The organism is Colwellia sp. 20A7, from assembly GCF_009832865.1.
Lineage (GTDB): Bacteria > Pseudomonadota > Gammaproteobacteria > Enterobacterales > Alteromonadaceae > Colwellia.
On record NZ_CP047130.1, the window covers coordinates 2,420,723 to 2,438,051 of the forward strand.

At 36.6% G+C, this 17,329-nt stretch carries 22 protein-coding genes and 1 tRNA gene; 16 read left to right on the forward strand and 7 right to left on the reverse strand.

The window, feature by feature from the left end:
- Positions 1-94: 94 nt before the first annotated feature.
- The 6 genes from GQS55_RS10510 (at position 95) to GQS55_RS19870 (ending at position 3,381) form a co-directional block, all read left to right on the forward strand.
- Entirely contained in the window at positions 95-445 is a 351-nt protein-coding gene (locus GQS55_RS10510) for a hypothetical protein (RefSeq protein ID WP_159820412.1), read from the forward strand.
- Positions 446-632: 187 nt separating this feature from the next.
- On the forward strand, positions 633-905 hold the full coding sequence (locus GQS55_RS20310; protein ID WP_442872194.1) for a methyltransferase family protein: 273 nt from the start codon (positions 633-635) through the stop codon (positions 903-905).
- A gap of 75 nt (positions 906-980) precedes the next feature.
- Positions 981-1,352 carry a hypothetical protein gene (locus GQS55_RS10520; RefSeq protein ID WP_159818046.1) on the forward strand — a complete coding sequence of 124 codons (372 nt, stop codon included), beginning with the start codon at positions 981-983 and terminating at the stop codon, positions 1,350-1,352.
- Positions 1,349-1,687 carry an IS66 family insertion sequence element accessory protein TnpB gene (tnpB, locus tag GQS55_RS10525; RefSeq protein ID WP_159817815.1) on the forward strand — a complete coding sequence of 113 codons (339 nt, stop codon included), beginning with the start codon at positions 1,349-1,351 and terminating at the stop codon, positions 1,685-1,687. Before GQS55_RS10520 ends, tnpB begins: the two co-directional genes overlap by 4 nt.
- 96 nt (positions 1,688-1,783) lie before the next feature.
- Complete coding sequence (locus tag GQS55_RS19865; protein ID WP_201294501.1) at positions 1,784-2,428, forward strand: hypothetical protein; 645 nt, start codon at positions 1,784-1,786, stop codon at positions 2,426-2,428.
- Positions 2,429-2,430: 2 nt separating this feature from the next.
- A complete protein-coding gene (locus GQS55_RS19870) occupies positions 2,431-3,381 on the forward strand; it encodes an IS66 family transposase (protein ID WP_236559830.1) in 951 nt (316 codons plus the stop codon).
- 703 nt (positions 3,382-4,084) lie between these two features.
- Here the strand turns inward: GQS55_RS19870 and GQS55_RS10535 are convergent.
- Both GQS55_RS10535 and GQS55_RS10540 read right to left on the reverse strand, forming a co-directional pair.
- Positions 4,085-5,110: an IS110 family transposase gene (locus GQS55_RS10535; RefSeq protein ID WP_159820416.1), complete on the reverse strand. Its 1,026-nt coding sequence runs from the start codon at positions 5,108-5,110 to the stop codon at positions 4,085-4,087.
- A gap of 301 nt (positions 5,111-5,411) precedes the next feature.
- Complete coding sequence (locus GQS55_RS10540; protein WP_159820418.1) at positions 5,412-6,401, reverse strand: LLM class flavin-dependent oxidoreductase; 990 nt, start codon at positions 6,399-6,401, stop codon at positions 5,412-5,414.
- Positions 6,402-6,688: 287 nt separating this feature from the next.
- On the opposite strand from GQS55_RS10540, the gene GQS55_RS10545 reads away from it, so the two are divergent.
- The 7 genes from GQS55_RS10545 (at position 6,689) to GQS55_RS10575 (ending at position 9,836) form a co-directional block, all read left to right on the forward strand.
- On the forward strand, positions 6,689-7,381 hold the full coding sequence (locus GQS55_RS10545; RefSeq protein ID WP_236559612.1) for a type 1 glutamine amidotransferase domain-containing protein: 693 nt from the start codon (positions 6,689-6,691) through the stop codon (positions 7,379-7,381).
- 2 nt (positions 7,382-7,383) lie between these two features.
- On the forward strand, positions 7,384-7,803 hold the full coding sequence (locus GQS55_RS10550) for a hypothetical protein (protein WP_201294502.1): 420 nt from the start codon (positions 7,384-7,386) through the stop codon (positions 7,801-7,803).
- 43 nt (positions 7,804-7,846) lie between these two features.
- A complete protein-coding gene (locus GQS55_RS10555) occupies positions 7,847-8,290 on the forward strand; it encodes a hypothetical protein (protein WP_201294503.1) in 444 nt (147 codons plus the stop codon).
- A gap of 138 nt (positions 8,291-8,428) precedes the next feature.
- Positions 8,429-8,698, forward strand: a complete 270-nt coding sequence (locus GQS55_RS10560; RefSeq protein ID WP_236559849.1) for a VanZ family protein — start codon at positions 8,429-8,431, stop codon at positions 8,696-8,698.
- Between the two features lie 109 nt (positions 8,699-8,807).
- Positions 8,808-9,089: a hypothetical protein gene (locus GQS55_RS10565; protein ID WP_159820422.1), complete on the forward strand. Its 282-nt coding sequence runs from the start codon at positions 8,808-8,810 to the stop codon at positions 9,087-9,089.
- A gap of 59 nt (positions 9,090-9,148) precedes the next feature.
- Positions 9,149-9,361, forward strand: coding sequence for a hypothetical protein (locus tag GQS55_RS10570; protein ID WP_159820424.1), 213 nt, complete (start codon positions 9,149-9,151; stop codon positions 9,359-9,361).
- Positions 9,362-9,488: 127 nt separating this feature from the next.
- Positions 9,489-9,836, forward strand: coding sequence for a DUF6404 family protein (locus GQS55_RS10575; RefSeq protein WP_159820426.1), 348 nt, complete (start codon positions 9,489-9,491; stop codon positions 9,834-9,836).
- A 353-nt stretch (positions 9,837-10,189) separates the two neighbouring features.
- Here GQS55_RS10575 and GQS55_RS10580 read toward each other — a convergent pair.
- From GQS55_RS10580 to aroG, 3 genes are all read right to left on the reverse strand, one after another.
- Positions 10,190-10,280, reverse strand: a tRNA-Ser gene (locus GQS55_RS10580).
- 98 nt (positions 10,281-10,378) lie between these two features.
- On the reverse strand, positions 10,379-10,759 hold the full coding sequence (locus GQS55_RS10585; RefSeq protein ID WP_201294504.1) for a hypothetical protein: 381 nt from the start codon (positions 10,757-10,759) through the stop codon (positions 10,379-10,381).
- 425 nt (positions 10,760-11,184) lie between these two features.
- On the reverse strand, positions 11,185-12,240 hold the full coding sequence (gene aroG, locus GQS55_RS10590; protein ID WP_201294667.1) for a 3-deoxy-7-phosphoheptulonate synthase AroG: 1,056 nt from the start codon (positions 12,238-12,240) through the stop codon (positions 11,185-11,187).
- Between the two features lie 191 nt (positions 12,241-12,431).
- On the opposite strand from aroG, the gene add reads away from it, so the two are divergent.
- Together add and deoD are read left to right on the forward strand one after the other, a co-directional pair.
- Positions 12,432-13,424, forward strand: a complete 993-nt coding sequence (add, locus tag GQS55_RS10595) for an adenosine deaminase (protein WP_159820430.1) — start codon at positions 12,432-12,434, stop codon at positions 13,422-13,424.
- Between the two features lie 230 nt (positions 13,425-13,654).
- Positions 13,655-14,359 carry a purine-nucleoside phosphorylase gene (gene deoD / locus GQS55_RS10600; RefSeq protein ID WP_159820433.1) on the forward strand — a complete coding sequence of 235 codons (705 nt, stop codon included), beginning with the start codon at positions 13,655-13,657 and terminating at the stop codon, positions 14,357-14,359.
- A 64-nt stretch (positions 14,360-14,423) separates the two neighbouring features.
- On the opposite strand, the gene GQS55_RS10605 is transcribed toward deoD, so the two are convergent.
- Positions 14,424-15,308 (reverse strand): LysR family transcriptional regulator ArgP, encoded by an 885-nt coding sequence (locus tag GQS55_RS10605; RefSeq protein ID WP_159820435.1) that lies wholly within the window; start codon positions 15,306-15,308, stop codon positions 14,424-14,426.
- Between the two features lie 182 nt (positions 15,309-15,490).
- Between GQS55_RS10605 and GQS55_RS10610 the strand changes: the two genes are divergently transcribed.
- The gene (locus GQS55_RS10610; protein WP_236559613.1) at positions 15,491-16,036 is read left to right on the forward strand and encodes a LysE/ArgO family amino acid transporter; all 546 of its coding nucleotides are present in this window, start codon (positions 15,491-15,493) and stop codon (positions 16,034-16,036) included.
- On the opposite strand, the gene GQS55_RS10615 is transcribed toward GQS55_RS10610, so the two are convergent.
- Complete coding sequence (locus GQS55_RS10615) at positions 16,010-17,284, reverse strand: phosphopentomutase (RefSeq protein WP_159820439.1); 1,275 nt, start codon at positions 17,282-17,284, stop codon at positions 16,010-16,012. The genes GQS55_RS10610 and GQS55_RS10615 overlap by 27 nt on opposite strands.
- Between the last annotated feature and the right edge of the window lie 45 nt (positions 17,285-17,329).

A 17,329-nucleotide genomic window follows, 5' to 3' on the forward strand; every position in this document is an offset into this window, starting at 1 on the left:
ACACAGTTAGTATGGCTCTGGTTTGTAAAACTAGCCCACGTTCAGAGGCTAGCACCTCGTGGGGAGTCATTGTGTCTAGTTGCAAAGGATACTCATGCTCAAGCTGCTAGTTTTAAGTTCTCTTATAGTAATCTCAATTTTTTCCTTTGAGGCTAAAAGTGAATGTGATATTTCGGGTTTGTGGAATCACTCTGCCAAACCTGCAAAACTTTTTATCAACTTAAGTAAAGGCGAGATTTCTGTTCATTCTCATGACAACAATGCTAAAGCAATTGGATTAGTTGTTTTAAAAAGTCTTGTTTTAGATTCAATCTTGACCTCTTGGAATGCAAAGATGTACAGTGCAGCTGAGGATTCGTTTGTTGATGTTAAAATAACATCAAAAAACTGTAATCAATTAAGTGTTAGCTTTAACAACGAAGAAGTTTTAGGGCTGTTAAGGTAAGTTTTCATATAACAAGCTGTTAAATCGGGGGAAGATCACAAAATACAGTTGGCTGTGTTTCGTCCCTCAACATTTTAGCCAACAATATTTTGCCCATTAACGAGGGCGTTATGCTTACAAGGATAGTCTCGTGAAGCTCGAACAAAAAATACCACCATTAATCCTTGTTGTTATCTTTGCTACATGCATGTTTTTTACTGCTAAGGCTTGTATTGATTTCACCTTATTGTATTCATTTAACTTGGTTGCATTATTAATCTTTTTATTCATAGGGTTGCTGTTTATTTTATCCGGAGTGATAGCATTTAAAAAAAATAAAACAACGGTGAACCCTGTTAATACTGATAATGTATCAACTCTTGTTAACTCTGGAATATATAAATATACAAGAAACCCTATGTATGTTGGCATGTTATCAGTCTTAATCGGTTACGTTATTTATTTAGCTAACCCTTTGTGAGCTTACGGCAGCCTAGCTCAACTTCCCCTTTTTGATCTGTTTTAATGATCGCAACCAAATTACTAGGATGCAATCATGCCAAACCAAGATCAATTAACAACGGTCGTTACTGCTTTTGAGCACTGGCGTAGCAACAGAAGTGGTCGTCAAGTCACAACGCCCATCGCATTGCGTGAGCAAGCCGTAGCATTACTCAATCACTATTCTTCTAGCAAAATAACATCAGCATTAAGGATCAGTGGCGGCCAGCTCAAGCAATGGCGAAATACGCTTGAACCTGCTGAAAAAGCACCGCTATTTGTGCACCTTCCTATTTCACCACCGCCATTACTCACACAACCGCCCTTTACTGTTGAACTACGCTTTGCCCAAGGTAATGAAATGTCTTTATCTGGTGTTATTGATACTAACATCATCATTTCGCTCATTGGGGCAATGAAATCATGATCCATTTAACCGCTGACACCCACATATTAATCGCGATTGAACCCGCTGATTTTCGCCAGGGCATTGATGGTTTAGCCGCAACATGCCGTTATAAATTATCGGTCAACCCACGTTCGGGTACTGTGTTTGTCTTTATTAATCGCAATAAAACCATGGTGCGCGCATTATCGTATGATGGTACTGGCTTTTGGCTCATGACCAAGCGTTTATCTAAAGGAAAGTTTCAAAATTGGCCGTCATCAAACAAAAGTATTGAACAGATCATCGCGAAAAAACTGCGAAAACTATTGTGTGACAACGATCCATTATGGGAAAAAACGGATCCTCTTTACTGAGTAAAATCATTGAGATAAACACTTGATTTTTACTTTTATCGGATCATAATGCCTGCAAAATAAACCTGTACCAAACACTAAAACTCTGGACGTACCGTGAGCAAACCTTTTACCGACATTGATGGCAAAGCCCTTGAAGCGCTGATAGAGCGCGTGAACGAGGCCAAAGAAAACAATCTGGCCTTAAGCCCAGAGGATTATCAGTTATTACTTGATGCGTTATTGACCTTAGCCACCACGCAAACCCGCTTAGCGAATCATGATGTTACCGTGCATAAACTGCGAAAATTGTTAGGTATTGAAAAATCATCTGAAAAACTAGGCTCGGTGCTTAAGCAAACTAAAGCGTCATCGGGCAAGAAAAATAAAAAGCGTAGCAACGATAATGGTGAAGGTTTCACCCCGGTTAAACCCACGATTATCGTTCATGGACTAGTTGACGTAAATAAAGGCGATACCTGTGTTGAGTGCTTAACCGGTAAGGTTTATAAAACCGAGCCAGGTAGCTTGCTACGTATCACCGGACAAAGTCCTTTCAAACCTGAGCAGCATGTCATGGAGCGTCTTCGTTGTAATACCTGCGGTGCTTATTTTACCGCACCACTGCCGGACGATGTCTTAACCGATGGCTTAAGTACTCAAAAATATGGTTATTCAGCACGTTCTTTAATGGCGATTTATAAATACTTTGCTGGACTGCCTTTTTATCGTCAAAGCAGTATTCAAAAATTACTGGGGTAAAAATCACCGCGTCAACGGTTTTTGACCAAGTAGAGCTTGTTTGTAATGCTATTTATCCCGTGTACCAATTGCTCTTCAATTTAGCGGCTGATGGTAAACACTACTATTTAGATGACACAACTAACCGTATTCTTGATGCGAAATCGGTGATAAAGAAAGCACGCAACAGTGAGAAAGTCATCACACGTACGGGCGTTTATACCTCAGGTGTTATCGCAACGCTGGCTGATAACCGTCATATTGTTTTATTTGAGACTAACATCGGGCACGCGGGAGAATTCATTGACAGTATTTTGCACAAGCGCAGTCAATCATGCACCAAACCACTCATCATGAGTGATGCGCTAGCGAGCAATCGGCCGACGGTACGTGAGGCGATAACGTCACTGTGTAATAGCCACGCAAGACGACAATTTGTAGATGTTATCAATCACTTTCCAATTGAGGTCGAGCATGTCCTCAAACGTTATGGCGAAATATGGGTCAATGATGACCATACGAAAGAAGAAAAGTTAACCCCGACTGCAAGGCTTGCTTACCATCAGCAACATTCGCTGCCCATTATGGAAGCCATAAAATTGTGGGGAGAAACGCATTTAGCCAATGAAACCGTTGAAGAAAACAGTGGCCTAGGCAAAGCTATTCGCTACTTTATCAAACATTATGTCGGACTGAGTTACTTTTGCAGCACTGAAGGAGTAAAAATCGACAATAATCGTATTGAAGCGATGCTCAAAATTGTGGTGAGAGACAGAAAAAACGCGATGTTCCACAAAACCTTACTGGGGGCAACGATTGGGGATGTCATTACCTCGGTCATCGCGACGGCAAGTGAGGCGGGTATTAATGTCTTTGACTACTTCACCACCTTACAACGAGAAAAAGAGCAGGTAAAAAAGACCCCTGAAGATTATTTACCCTGGAATTATCTCGCTAAAAATTCAATCACCTAAAAAAACCAAACACGATGATTTAGGCTTTACCGCCTAGGTCAAGCTGTACCTGAAAAAATCGTGATGTCACGCTACGCTGCCGTAAGCTCACAACCCTTTAAACGTTAATTTTATCGCTTTATTTATTTTGTACATGAATAAATATCAAATATCTCCTGAAGAAGAGTTTCTTTCAAAGTTATTTGGGAGCTCGTATATATCATATAGTCGAAAAGTTAGGCGGTGGTTGTAAGCATACAAGCAATTCAAGCAGGACAAGTGACAGTTGGCTATTAAATTAACTAGGACATATATGGACGCTTCCTTGATGTCAAGCCGAGCTTAAGTGAAACAGAAGAAAATCTCTTATGTTTTACATGGCTGATCAGAGCTATTTTCAATCTACTGTTTATGATGACAGGCTCTGTGCTTGCTTAAAGCAAACTGTACTGACATATATTCGAGCTATGGTTTGTTCTCCATGCTCCAGATGAGTTGCGAACTAGAAATACCTTTAAACATTGATCACTCAAACGCGCTTTATGCACTTGTCCTATCGCAGGCTTTGTTCTAGTTGGCTAGTGCCTTTTAATTTCATCTTGTAAACAACAGTATTGAAAAGTTAAACCTTAAAAATTAGGTACTATCTAGCTGCCTAAGCACCCACACAGGCTCAAAGCCTTTGTCCTAGACAGGCTAGCTAGATAGTAAAACTGGTAATAATTCATGCAACACCCCTAACCACTTGAGGTGTGTAATGGCATTGCTTTTGTAATAATGTCCACATGATACGTGCTAATTTGTGAGCTGTTGCTACAGCGGTGCAATTGAACGTTTTTATTGCTCTTAATTGGGTGATCCATAAGCTTAATGCATCTTGCTTTTTCCCTGCATGACTAATGATAGCGCGAGCCCCATGTATTAATTGTTTACGTAGGTATTGATCGCCTCGTTTACTTATCCCTCCCATCACGCTTTTGTTACCTGAGGCAAATTGTTTTGGTGTTATGCCAAGCCACACTGCAAAATCTTTAGCGCTGGCGAAAGCTTGGCCACTGCCTATAGAAGCGACAAAGGCTGAAGCATTGAGGTATCCAATTCCAGGTATACTTAATAATATTTGCCCTAATGGATTTGCTTCAATATCAGTTTTTAATTGCTTTTCAATGGCTTTGATACGTACTGATAATGTTTTGTATTCTGTGTAAACATCTTTAACGAGCCAGTTTAACGTTACAGAGAGTGATTCATCTACAGACAAGGTTTGAATTTTTTCATTAAAGGCGACCTTCCCAAGTGGAAAAATAATACCAAAATCAGCTAATAAGCCTCGTAGTTGGTTACTTGCTGCGGTACGTGCACTGAGTAATCTTTCGCGCAAGCGGTGTAAGATTAAGATTTCTTGTTGTGCCTGAGTTTTTATCGGAACAAAGCGAATAAAAGCGCGAGAGCTTGCTTCAAAAATGGCGAGGGTATCATTACTGTCGTTTTTGTTACCACGAACAAAAGGGGTAACATGCTGAGCAGGAATTAAATCAACAGTATGCCCCATTGATTCAAACGTTCTTCCCCAATAATGAGAAGAGTAACAGGCCTCCATAACGACACGACATGAAAGTTGCATTTGCATAAAGTGACTAAGTTGAGCTCGATTTAAGCGCTTATTAAATACAACTTTACCTGTGGACGTAAAGCCCATGACCTGAAAAACGTTTTTTGCTAAATCGATTGATATTGTGGTAACTTTCATGATGGACGTTCCTTAAATTAACTGAGTTCTCAAAACCAGTTTGGCGCATTGACGCCGTAATTGGGAGCGTCCATCTCATCATCCATCCTCAATTAAATTTTAAAATAGTGTATTTGATTTTTCAATCTTAAATAAGAATGGGTGTCCGAATATATTTTAATAAAAAATGTGAATAATAAACCAAAAGATAAATTAAAATATTCTCAAAGGTAGTGGATTAAATTTCGCGCTAATCATTTATAAGCCAGTTTACCTTTGCAATTTAACGCGGTTTATTAAACCGCGTTAAATTAACCATGTTTTATTTTTTTATTGCCATTAATATTTCAAGTGCGTGGTGGCGTTTATCACTGTCGTATAAGTCATTGGTGAATATAAATTCATCCACTTTAAGCTCTTCAACAATAGCTTCTAATTTACTTTTTATCGTCTCAGGGCTGCCAATAACACTTAATGCTAAAAAGTTATCAACTTGCGCTTTTTCTTGTAGGCTCCATTTCCCATCCATATTTTCAACGGGTGCTTGTAGCCACAACTCTTGACCTCGCATAAGGGCAAGTACACGTTGCTTTGATGTGCTTGACAGGTATTGAGCCTCTTCATCTGTATCGGCTGCAACCACCGGTAATGCCAACATAAAGTATGGTTTTTTTAGTGTGGCTGACGGTGTAAATTCTCTTCTATATAATGCAACCGCTTCTTGTAAGAAGTGTGGCGCAAAGTGTCCTGCAAATACATAAGGTAAGCCTTTTTTAGCCGCCAGTTGCGCACTAAATAAACTAGATCCTAATAACCAAATAGGTACATTGGTATTTTCACCGGGAATTGCGCGTACCGGATGCGTACCATCGTAAGGACCTAATAGCTTTTGTAGCTCTTGTACTTCTTCTGGAAATCTTTCAGCACGGCGCATATCACTGTTTAATGCATGGCTAGTAACCTGGTCGCTACCGGGCGCTCGGCCAAGGCCTAAATCTATTCGGTTTGGGTATAAGCTTTCCAGTGTGCCAAACTGTTCAGCGACGACTAAGGTGGAGTGATTTGGTAGCATAATCCCACCTGAACCTACACGTATACGTTTGGTTTTTCCTGCAATATGGCCAACTAATATAGATGTGGCCGCGCAGATTATACCGGGCATATTATGGTGCTCAGCTAACCAAAAACGATTGAAGCCAAGTTCATCCGCCTTTTGTGCATATTGGGTACTTTTGTTTATGGTTTCAGATACGGTCGACCCTTTTTGCATGGGGGCAAGTTCTAATAATGAAAAAGGAATGTTTGATAACAAAATAGCACCTCTTAACTAATACAAATGAGTATAAATACATTTATGCATATGCATAACTAGATATGCTTATATATGGCTCTGCTTAGTAGATAATTCAAGGTGTTTTAAGTACAAAGTTGTGAGCAATGAACTTAGTAAGCTGAGATGTTTTTTCAATTATTTTATCGTTAGGTTATTAGGGTTAACGTTTGTGATATCTGACTTATTAGTAATCAAAGCTTGGGTGTCCGATAATTTTTTGATAATTTTTCTTTTCACTACAATATTATTCATTTCGGTTAGTGTAAATGCAGTTCCTGCGAAAAAAAGTACTGATTATTGCATCAAACATGATTGATATGGGTGATGCTGAAAAGCATGATGCGCGAAATAACTTATGGGAAGTAGCGCCGCCTTACCATATTTTTGTGAGTCATGGTTTCGAGGTTGACTTTGTTTCACCTAATGGAGGAAAAGTTGAATTCATGATGGATCCTCTAGGTATCAGTAGTTACACCATTAAATATGAAGGTTTCATGGACAAAGCAAACAACACTTTTACCCCAAGGACAATTGAACCGAGTAATTATTGGGGAGTTTATATTGGTGGTGATTACGGCCCTTTATTTGATGTTGCTAATAATAAAGAATTACAGTCAATTATTGCAAAAATATATGAATCAGGTGGTATTCTTGGTGGCGGCGGACATGGCGCTGGTGCTTTTGCTAATGTTGTTTTATCTACGGGGGAGTTTCTTGTCAAGGGTAAGAAAATTGCTGGTTTTCCAAACTCAACAGAAAAATCTAAATCATGGGCAAAACAAGGATCTCTATTACCATTTCTTGTTGAAAGTCAGTTAAATAAAAATGGTGCAATTGCACAAAACAAACATACTTTAAAAGACAAACACGAAGTTGTTATCGATCAGCGAATTGTTTCAACAATGTTTTTACCTTCGGCAGCTATTGTTGCAAAAGAAATGATAATATTAAACAAGTAGCAATGGCACTTAACAATATTTTTTCAGGTTGGAGTATCCAAATGGCCCAAGGCAACAATAAGAAATTACTAACCAAAAGAGTTCGTAAAGGAGATAAGGGCTATCCCATAGCAACGATAGCTTTTTATGGACCAAACAATGATCTTGCAACAAAAGCAGTATGCGCAATCATAATACAAGAAGGTGCGGAAACAGATCTGATGAAAAAATGGTTTTCTTCATCAGACTTGAGAAAGTCAGAACTGGTTATGAGTGAAATTTTGAACTTTATTCATGAAAACGGAGCAAAATCCGTGAGTATGATCCAAGAAGTAATAGGTTGCCCTCACGAAGAAGGGATCGATTATCCAGAAGGTAACTATTGTCCTGAATGCAACTATTGGAAAGGCCGTGATAGATTTAGTGGCGAGATGGTACATTAAAAGTTTAGTACGAAATTAAACAAGGACAAAAATGGAGCTCCCATTGAAGTTTAGTTTTAAATCAAAGTTATTAATTAGTGCCGGTTTTATTGCCGCTACTTCTGCGATATGGCACCTACTCTGTATCTGGGGTGGTCCTAGTTGGTTTACTTTCGCGCGAGCACCTCAACAAATTATTGATTCCTCACAGCAAGGAACTTTACTTGCCCCAATTGGTACAGTCGTAGTCGCTGGATTAATGCTTTCATGCACTGTTTTTGCTTTTTCCGCAGTTGGCTTAATTCGCAAAATACCTTTAGTTACACCAGCGTTAATGACTATTGCTTTTCTTTGCACATTACGTGGTTTAATCGCTATACCTACATTTACTAATCCTACAGGCTTAGATCTTTGGCAAGTTATTGCTAGTACAGTTTGGTTTTATGTTGGTATTTGTTTTATCGCCGGTAGTATAGAACAATATAGGCTTGGTAAATCAGCAACATAACAATAATTTTACAATTAAGAAAAATTTATGCATAAGTTAATCTCTATTATATCAGTCGTTTTTTTAATGTTTATCACGTGGATAATATATTTAGCTAATACCGCACAAAACAGCATTTTTTTTTAGCTGGTTGCTCGTATTCCTTATGGCGACAAATTAGGACATTTCTGCTTATTTGGCTTACTAACATTAGGGGTTAACTTTGTTTTTAAACTTAAGTCATATACATTAATTTCATTGAACATTTATGTTGGTTCAACCGTGGTTTTCTTCTTCGTGTTACTTGAAGAATTAAGTCAGTACTTTATACCTAGCAGGACACTAGACATTACGGATTTACTGGCTGGTATTCTAGGTATTATTACTTTTAGCCTTGTAACAAAGTTTATTAGTAAACACCTCGAATAGAAAATTAACCGTAAAAAATTATAGTTGGCTTTTATTTGATTTTTCAAACATTATAGTTAACAGTAATGTTCGCTTATATAAGCGTTATATATACAAGGAGTATCAAGCATTGTTTAATAAATTAATTCCTATTTCGCTGATCGTTTTATTATCAGCTTGTGGTGCAACTCAACCACCACCTTATCAAAAAGATAGAGCGCCTGAAGATAGAGATCAATATAGTGGTGCGCAAGGTATGTCACAATATCAAAAAGATCAAAGCTACCTAGTTAAAAAAGAGTTATCTGATAAATGTACTACAGCTAAAATTGACTTAGCAATTGCAAAATCAGATAAAAATACCAGCGACATTGAAAAACAAAATGCACTAATTAGCAGCTCGTGTATATAACCAGTAATATATTGTTTGTTAGGTATGCGTTATATAGAAATCACAAATAAGGATAGATGATGAGTCGAACTAAAGTTTTCAAAACTTTAAGTTTTGTTATCGGGTTAGCAATGTTACTAGCAAGTATCATGGTGTTTTTGGGCTTCTCCCCTTTTTCGGATACAAGTAATATTGGAATAACGGGATCTTCTTTAGTTGGTGCATATTTTATATTTTATGCACTAACAGGAAAAACAGATGTATTAAATTACTTTAAAGCAAATCAAGTTTAGTCATTACCTATTAAAAATAAAAATAGTTAAAACAAGACTAACAACTGCTGGATTTTGATCCGGTGTTGTTTATTTCAGCAAACTATCTTTCGTCCTTTAATCTGTAGTTAGTTACAGTGAGTGTAAAATGTCATTTCAAAATAAATTAGAAGCTGCACAAAAAGAGCTTAATGAAGCCAATATATGGAAATCTAATCATACCCCTCCGATTGTTGTATTGTTAAGGAAACTTGGCTTTAATATTCGTCCCTTCCATTATTGTTCATTCAAAAGTAATTTTATTACAGCCTCGTTATGGTTTGGTATTATTTGGGGGATTATTATGTGGTTTACCTCTTGGAAAAATGACCACATGCCTATTCAAATTGCTATATTTACAAGTTTACTTGCAGGTGTAGTCTTTGGGTTATTCATGTCGCTATATTACAAACGTAGTGCAAAGAAAAACAACTTGAGTGATTGGCATGCATTGTAGCTAACAACCCGAAAAACGAAAAAAACGTTATAAACCCTAATACCACTTTAATGAGTATTACAAAGCAAAAACCCGCTAACCTTTCGATTAGCGCCTTCTCTAAATGTGGCGGTGAGATAGAAATTTGAACTCTACTCGAAGGTGCAGCGCTACAAACCACGGGGTTGTATTTAACAAACTTTAGATGAAAAAAAACCGCGACTAGTTAAAGTTGCGGTTTCTTAGAATGTGGCGGTGAAATAGAGATTTGAACTCTACTCGAAGGTCTAACGCTACAAACCCCAATACCGATTTAACAAGACCTAGAAAGCAAAAAACCCGTTAATCTTTCGATTAACGGGTTTTTCTAAATGTGGCGGTGAGATAGAGATTTGAACTCTAGAAGGGCTACAAACCCTTGCCGGTTTTCAAGACCGGTGCTTTCGACCACTCAGCCATCTCACCAATAGTTTTAACAATCAATATTGCTAAAAAGTCGAGACGTATTCTAAGCGCTATCCATATCATTGTAAAGGATTAATTAGCATTTTATTAAAAATAAATTACTTTATAAAATCTAAATGCTCTTGATAGAAGTCTCCTAAGATTGGAACTCTTATCGTATGGCCTTGCACAACATGATAAACAGCATATATCCAAACAAGTAAAACAACTACATTTAGCAACCAACCAATAAGTGGGATTAACGCGAGTAATGCCCCTGTAATGATAAGCCCTAAGGACTGGCGTAAATGAAAACTAATGAAGTTTGACTTGTGGCTGCCATGTAAAACAATAGCGGCTAACCAACCTAATAAGGTGATATAACTCAATATTGCAAAAGCCTTTGCCATTGTAGGAACATCGTCATTGGAAGATGCATAATAATTATTGGTATTAGAGGTAACCTGTTGCTTAGATTTTTCCATTGATTGATACTGCATAAATTGACACTCCGTCTTTATTATCGTAATCACTATCTATTAACTTATTACATACTCTCTTACTCAATATAGAGATCTCTCCCCTACTTAACAATCATTTAATTAGAACAATATTGCATATTGACTCTAATCGATTAAAAATCAAACGAAATTATTTTTCATCTTTATTATCGTTGTTTAAAAACAAGATTATCACATTGATTTTTCATCATTTATGCTACGCCGCTATTATCTACAGCCTTATATTTTTAATGCATAAATTTATAAAAGCATAGTAAATTCAATAAATTACTATGCTGTTTAAGGCATAAAAAAAGTCTACTTAAATAATTAATTTAAGTAGACTTTGTAGCATATTAAAATACTTTTTTAATAGCTTAGCTTTTTATAATAGCGGGTTCGATCAAAAGTTAAATTGACATTAACTACACAGATCTTCTGGTAATAACTGCGTCACTTAACTGCGCTAATAACGTTTCAGTATCATCCCAGCCAATACATGCGTCAGTAATACTTTGTCCGTAAACCTCAGCTTTACCATTTACAAGCTTTTGGTTACCTTCAACTAAGTGACTTTCAACCATAACACCAAAAACATTTTGATTACCTTGGCTAATTTGCTCACTTACATCGGTTGAAACTAACATTTGATTTTCAAATTTCTTATTTGAATTCGCATGGCTAAAATCAATCATTATTTTAGTGTTCAAACCAGAACTATCTAACTCTTCAGTGACTTCTTTCACACTTTGCGCATCGTAGTTGGTACTTTTGCCACCACGTAAAATAATATGACAATCACTATTACCTGTTGTTTCAACAATTGCCGCATTGCCAAACTTAGTAACAGATAAAAAGTGATGTGAAGCTGCCGCTGAGCCAATTGCATCAATAGCAATTCGGATTGTACCGTCAGTACCATTTTTAAAACCTACGGGACATGAAAGGCCAGAAGCGAGTTCGCGATGCACTTGTGATTCAGTAGTACGAGCACCAATAGCGCCCCAACACATTAAATCAGCCATATATTGTGGCGTAATCATATCTAAAAACTCACCTGCTGTTGGTAAGCCTAGTTCATTGATATCCAGTAGTAATTTTCTGCCTAAACGAAGGCCGTCATTTAATTTGAAACTGTTATCCATGTATGGGTCATTGATTAAACCTTTCCAACCAACGGTTGTTCTTGGCTTTTCAAAATAAACTCTCATTACAATTTCTAGACTATCTTGATACTTTTCACGTAGTTTCACTAATCGTTGAGCATACTCTAATGCCGCTTTAGGGTCATGAATAGAGCAAGGTCCAATAACAACAAGTAAGCGATCGTCTTTGTCATTAAAAATGTTGTGAATTGCAGCACGGCCAGAAACAACCGACTTAATTGCTTTATCTGACGCTGGAAATCGTTCTAGTAATGCGATAGGAGGTAATAAGTCTTTGATTTTATTGATGCGCACATCGTCAGTTTGATACATAATATTTTCTCTTGGCTCTCTGCTAATTTAATTAGCAACTTAATTCGTTTTTATTTACGTCTAGACATCCAAATGAATAAACTAAAATATAATTTAACAGTGTTATGAGCGTAATACCAGTATATTCCCATGAAGAAAGCGATAAAATTCGCTATAATCTTAGTTTGAAATTCTAATTTAGAGGTAGATATATAATGATAAATAAGACTTTACCGTTACTTGACCTTCACAGGCATTTAGACGGTAACATTCGCCCTGCTACCATTTGGCAATTAGCAACCAAAAACAACATTGTTTTACCTGCAACGCAACTGAGTGATTTTATTCCTCATGTGCAAATACAAGGTAGCGAATCTGATCTGTTGGCTTTTTTAAAAAAATTAGACTGGGGAGTCGCAGTACTAAAAGATCTTGATGATGTGAAACGTATTGCCTTTGAAAATGTAGAAGATGCTTTTAATGCCGGGTTACATTACGCTGAATTACGTTTTTCACCTTACTATATGTCGATGAATCATAATTTACCCATTGCCGACGTGGTTGCTGCAGTGGTTGATGGCGTTAATACCGGTATGAAAACTTTTAATATTAATATTAACTTAATTGGTATTTTAAGCCGTACATTTGGTGTTAAACAATGCCAACTTGAATTAGATGCTTTGCTGACACATAAACATGATCTTGTTGCCATTGATTTAGCGGGAGATGAGTATAACTTTCCTGGCGATTTATTTGTTGAGCATTTTAAGCAAGTCCGTGATGCGGGCCTAAATGTTAGTGTTCATGCGGGGGAAGCCGGTGGTGCTAAAAGCGTATGGCAGGCAATTAATGAGTTAGGTGCTACTCGAATTGGTCATGGCGTTGCTACCATAGAAGATGAAAAATTAATGTCTTATATGGTCAATAATAATATCGCAATAGAATCTTGTTTAACGTCAAATTATCAAACAGGAACGGTTAAGGATTTATCTACTCATCCATTAAAAGCATTTCTTAAACATGGCATAAAAGCTTGTTTGAATACTGATGATCCAGCTGTTCAAGGTATAGAAATAAAGCATGAATATACCGTGGCTCAAGAAGTATTAAAGCTAAGTGATGAAGATGTTACTCAATTACAAAAAAATGCGATTGATGTTTGCTTTTTATCTGACAGTGATAAAAAACAATTAGTAAAAGGAATGTAGAAAGAGGTTTGATTTTTATTTTCAAATTGATAAAATTATATCTGTAAACGACAAGATCAGTAAAACACCCTTGATAGCTGTTTTTTAAATATTTAACCTTGTTAAGGGTTTAAAAATTTCAGGCTAAAAACTTACTGTTTATTTAACTTACTTCTTTAACTGCCTATTTTAGGGACTAGTTTAAAGAATGAATTTAGTAATTAACTTAAAGAATTAACAAGGGACTTCTCATGAGTACTCCACATATTGCAGCAAACCTAGGCGACTTCGCCGAAACCGTATTAATGCCAGGCGACCCGCTTAGAGCTAAATTTATCGCTGAAAACTTTTTAGACGATGCAAAATGCGTAACAAGCGTACGTAACATGTTAGGTTACACGGGTACCTATAAAGGTAAACGTATTTCTGTCATGGGTTCAGGTATGGGCATACCTTCTATTTCAATCTATGCAACTGAACTATATAAAGACTTTGGTGTTGAAAACATTATCCGTATTGGTTCATGTGGCGCAGTTCGCGATGATATTAAAATTCGTGACGTAATTATTGGTATGGGTGCAAGTACTGATTCAAATGTTAACCGTATACGCTTTAATCAATGTGACTTTGCTGCACTTGCTGATTTTTCATTGTTACACAAAGTAGTAAATACTGCTGCTCGTCTTGATAAAAAAGTACATGTAGGCAACGTTTTCACTGCCGATTTATTTTATACTCCTCAACCTGAAATGTTTGCATTGATGGAAAAACACGGTGTGTTAGCAGTAGAAATGGAAGCTGCTGGCTTATATGGTGTTGCTGCTGAATTAGGTAAAAAAGCATTAGCTGTATTCACAGTATCTGACCATATTAAAACAGGTGAACAAACAACGGCTGATGAACGTGAAAATACGTTTAAAGATATGATGGAATTAACGTTAGAAAGTATTCTATAACGTTAATTTTCTGTGATATTGAAAACCGTACAATCGCTTACGTTACATGCTTTCGTAAGCGATTTTAATTTAAAAGCGTTTTAGCGGTATGTATTATTTGTTGCGATATTTTCTTATTCACGCCTTTTACTAGTACCCAACTATGCCAATAAAGTGTCATGATAAGTTCTTTATCTGGGCATAAATTAACTAATTCCCCAGCTTTTAATTCATTTTCAATTTGTAAATACGGTACTAAACAATAAGCAACGCCCTGCTTTGCTAATTCTACAAATGCCTCTGCAGATCGAACGGTATGACAATAATACTCACTGGCTTCTAAACCAAAATTATCTGAAATATAGCGTATATGCATAGCATCTTTGTGATCATAGCTAATGGCTGGAGCCATTTTTAATGAAGATTGCGTAACACCTTGTTTAAAGTATTTTTCTTTAAATCCTTTAGATGAAACAAGACAATAATTCATTGTTCCTAGTTCAAATGAACGATACCCTTTCAATGGTTTTTTTATAATACTTACCGCACCTATCGCTTCGCCTGAACGCAACTTATCTAAGGTTCTATCTTCAGGTTCAATCAACAAATTCAACTCAATTAAGTTTTCTTGTAATACAGGCGTTAATGCTTTTAAAAACCAAGTAGCGATACTGTCAGCATTTACCGCCAGTGATATTTTCATTGGTTTAACTGCGTTATCTGGCATTAATTCAGGCAAGAGTTCATTTTCTAATTGTTTCACTTTTTTAAAGTGACTTAACAATTGTTCACCTACCATGGTTAATTCTATCGGCTGGCTACGTATAAGTACTGGCTGACCTATATTTTCTTCAAGTAATTTAATACGTTGAGAAATAGCAGATTGAGAAATAAATAGCTGTGCTGCGGCTAAGTCAAAGCTTTGTGTTTCTATAATAGCAGCGAGTGCTGCCAACAACTTATAATCCATATTAGTTTTACTTATGTTAAATAAATTTTATTAATTATATTAATTTAACAAATAAGTTCAAACTCTTTTTTTCTAATCACATTAACCAAACAACTTAAGGAACCTATATGTTCATCTTGGCAGCAATCAAGGGATTTACACTTTCATTAAGCATGATAATTCCGATAGGAAGTCAAAATTCAATGTTGATTTCTCAAGGCATTAATAAAAACCACCATATAACAACTGCAGCGTTATTTATACTTTACGATGCACTGATGATAACGGTTGGTGTTTTGGGCGGCAGTTTGATTTTATCTACCAATGCACTGTTATTTACACTACTAACTTGGGGCGGGATTATATTCTTACTTGGTTATGGGGCGATGTCGTTTAAACAAGCATTTGATGGAATAAAGTCGAATAATGATAATGTCAGATTAAAAAAATCATTAAAAATTGTGATTTTAACAAGCTTAATTGTTACTTTTTTAAATCCACATGCTTACATTGATACTGTGATGGTAATTGGAAGTGTGGGTGGACAATATACCGGGCAAGAGAAAATTTATTTTCTTATTGGCGCTATAATCGGCTCTATCGTTTGGTTTTCTACATTAGCATTAACAGCCTCAAAACTTTCGGTACAATTAAGTAAACCGAAAGTTAAGAGTGTCATTGATTGTTTAATTGGTGCTGTAATGTGGTTTATTGCTTGGTCATTATTTATGACTTGGACTTTGAAGTAACTCAGTCAAAAAGCTTGTACCGTAATCCATTGCTTCAACATCAAAAATTTCAGCTAATGTTTGTCCTAAATCAGCAAAACTTGTGCGTTTACCTAAGTCTATAGATGGCATTGACTTTTGATAGCAAAGTAAAGGCACAAATTCACGGGTGTGATCACTGCCAGGCCAAGTTGGATCACAGCCATGGTCGGCAGTTAAAAATAAAATATCATCTTTACCCATATGCTTATAAATTTCAGGTAAACGCTTATCAAAGTTTTCTAATGCTTGGGCATAACCAACAGGATCACGACGATGACCAAAGTCTTGATCGAAATTCACTAAGTTAGTAAAGATCAGACTATTATCTTTTGAAGATTTAATATGCTCTATTGTTGCATCTACTAAGGCATCAATGCCATTCGCTTTCGTTTTTTGCGTGATGCCTTGATGAGCAAAAATATCAGCAATTTTACCAACACTTACAACTTCTCCACCCGCTTGCGCTATTTTTTCTAATACAGTGGTTGATGGCGGCAAGACTGAATAATCACGTCTATTACCTGTACGAGCAAAGCTGTTACTTTCGCCAACGAATGGTCTAGCAATCACGCGGCCAATATTTAAATCACTGTTTGATAATATTTCACGAACTTGTTCGCAATATTGATAGAGTTCATCTAAACCAAAATGTTCTTCATGAGCCGCTACTTGGAAAACACTGTCAGCCGAGGTATAACAAATCGGTAAACCAGTTTTAATATGCATATCACCAAGTTTATTAATAATATCAGTGCCCGAAGCGTGACAATTACCTAATACACCACTGCAGCCCGTTTTATTATTAATTTCAGCAATTAAATCTGTCGAAAAAGACGAATCTTTATCTGAAAAGTAAGTCCAGTCAAAAAGTACTGGTACCCCAGCCATTTCCCAATGACCGCTCGGTGTATCCTTACCCGTACTTAATTCAGCCATATAACCGAAAGCGCCCTTGCTAGGCTTAATATAAAATTCATTAAAATCTATCGATGATTTTGCTAAATCATCTTTATATTCTTGCCAAATTTTATCGCTGCTGGCTTGCCTACTTAATTCATGTAAGCCTAATTCACCAAGGTTTGGCAATTGTATAACTTTATTTTTTGTTTTAAAGTAAGCTTTAGCTATGTTGATAAACGTATTAGCACTAACATCGCCAAAACTTTCAGCATCATCTGCGTAGCCGACCCCAAAACTATCAAGCACTAAAATTATTGCCTTTGCCATTGAATTTACACCTTTTGTTAAAAAAACATGACCAATTAGTCAAGT

Excerpts from the sequence above, each read along its gene's own strand:
- GQS55_RS10510 (WP_159820412.1), top strand. The coding sequence starts at position 95 with ATGCTCAAGCTGCTAGTTTTAAGTTCTCTTATAGTAATCTCAATTTTT.
- GQS55_RS20310 (WP_442872194.1), top strand. The coding sequence starts at position 633 with ATGTTTTTTACTGCTAAGGCTTGTATTGATTTCACCTTATTGTATTCA.
- GQS55_RS10520 (WP_159818046.1), top strand. The coding sequence starts at position 981 with ATGCCAAACCAAGATCAATTAACAACGGTCGTTACTGCTTTTGAGCAC.
- tnpB (WP_159817815.1), top strand. The coding sequence starts at position 1,349 with ATGATCCATTTAACCGCTGACACCCACATATTAATCGCGATTGAACCC.
- GQS55_RS10535 (WP_159820416.1), bottom strand. The coding sequence starts at position 5,110 with ATGAAAGTTACCACAATATCAATCGATTTAGCAAAAAACGTTTTTCAG.
- GQS55_RS10545 (WP_236559612.1), top strand. The coding sequence starts at position 6,689 with ATGCAGTTCCTGCGAAAAAAAGTACTGATTATTGCATCAAACATGATT.
- GQS55_RS10550 (WP_201294502.1), top strand. The coding sequence starts at position 7,384 with ATGGCACTTAACAATATTTTTTCAGGTTGGAGTATCCAAATGGCCCAA.
- GQS55_RS10570 (WP_159820424.1), top strand. The coding sequence starts at position 9,149 with ATGAGTCGAACTAAAGTTTTCAAAACTTTAAGTTTTGTTATCGGGTTA.
- GQS55_RS10575 (WP_159820426.1), top strand. The coding sequence starts at position 9,489 with ATGTCATTTCAAAATAAATTAGAAGCTGCACAAAAAGAGCTTAATGAA.
- GQS55_RS10585 (WP_201294504.1), bottom strand. The coding sequence starts at position 10,759 with ATGCAGTATCAATCAATGGAAAAATCTAAGCAACAGGTTACCTCTAAT.
- add (WP_159820430.1), top strand. The coding sequence starts at position 12,432 with ATGATAAATAAGACTTTACCGTTACTTGACCTTCACAGGCATTTAGAC.
- deoD (WP_159820433.1), top strand. The coding sequence starts at position 13,655 with ATGAGTACTCCACATATTGCAGCAAACCTAGGCGACTTCGCCGAAACC.
- GQS55_RS10605 (WP_159820435.1), bottom strand. The coding sequence starts at position 15,308 with ATGGATTATAAGTTGTTGGCAGCACTCGCTGCTATTATAGAAACACAA.
- GQS55_RS10610 (WP_236559613.1), top strand. The coding sequence starts at position 15,491 with ATGTTGATTTCTCAAGGCATTAATAAAAACCACCATATAACAACTGCA.
- GQS55_RS10615 (WP_159820439.1), bottom strand. The coding sequence starts at position 17,284 with ATGGCAAAGGCAATAATTTTAGTGCTTGATAGTTTTGGGGTCGGCTAC.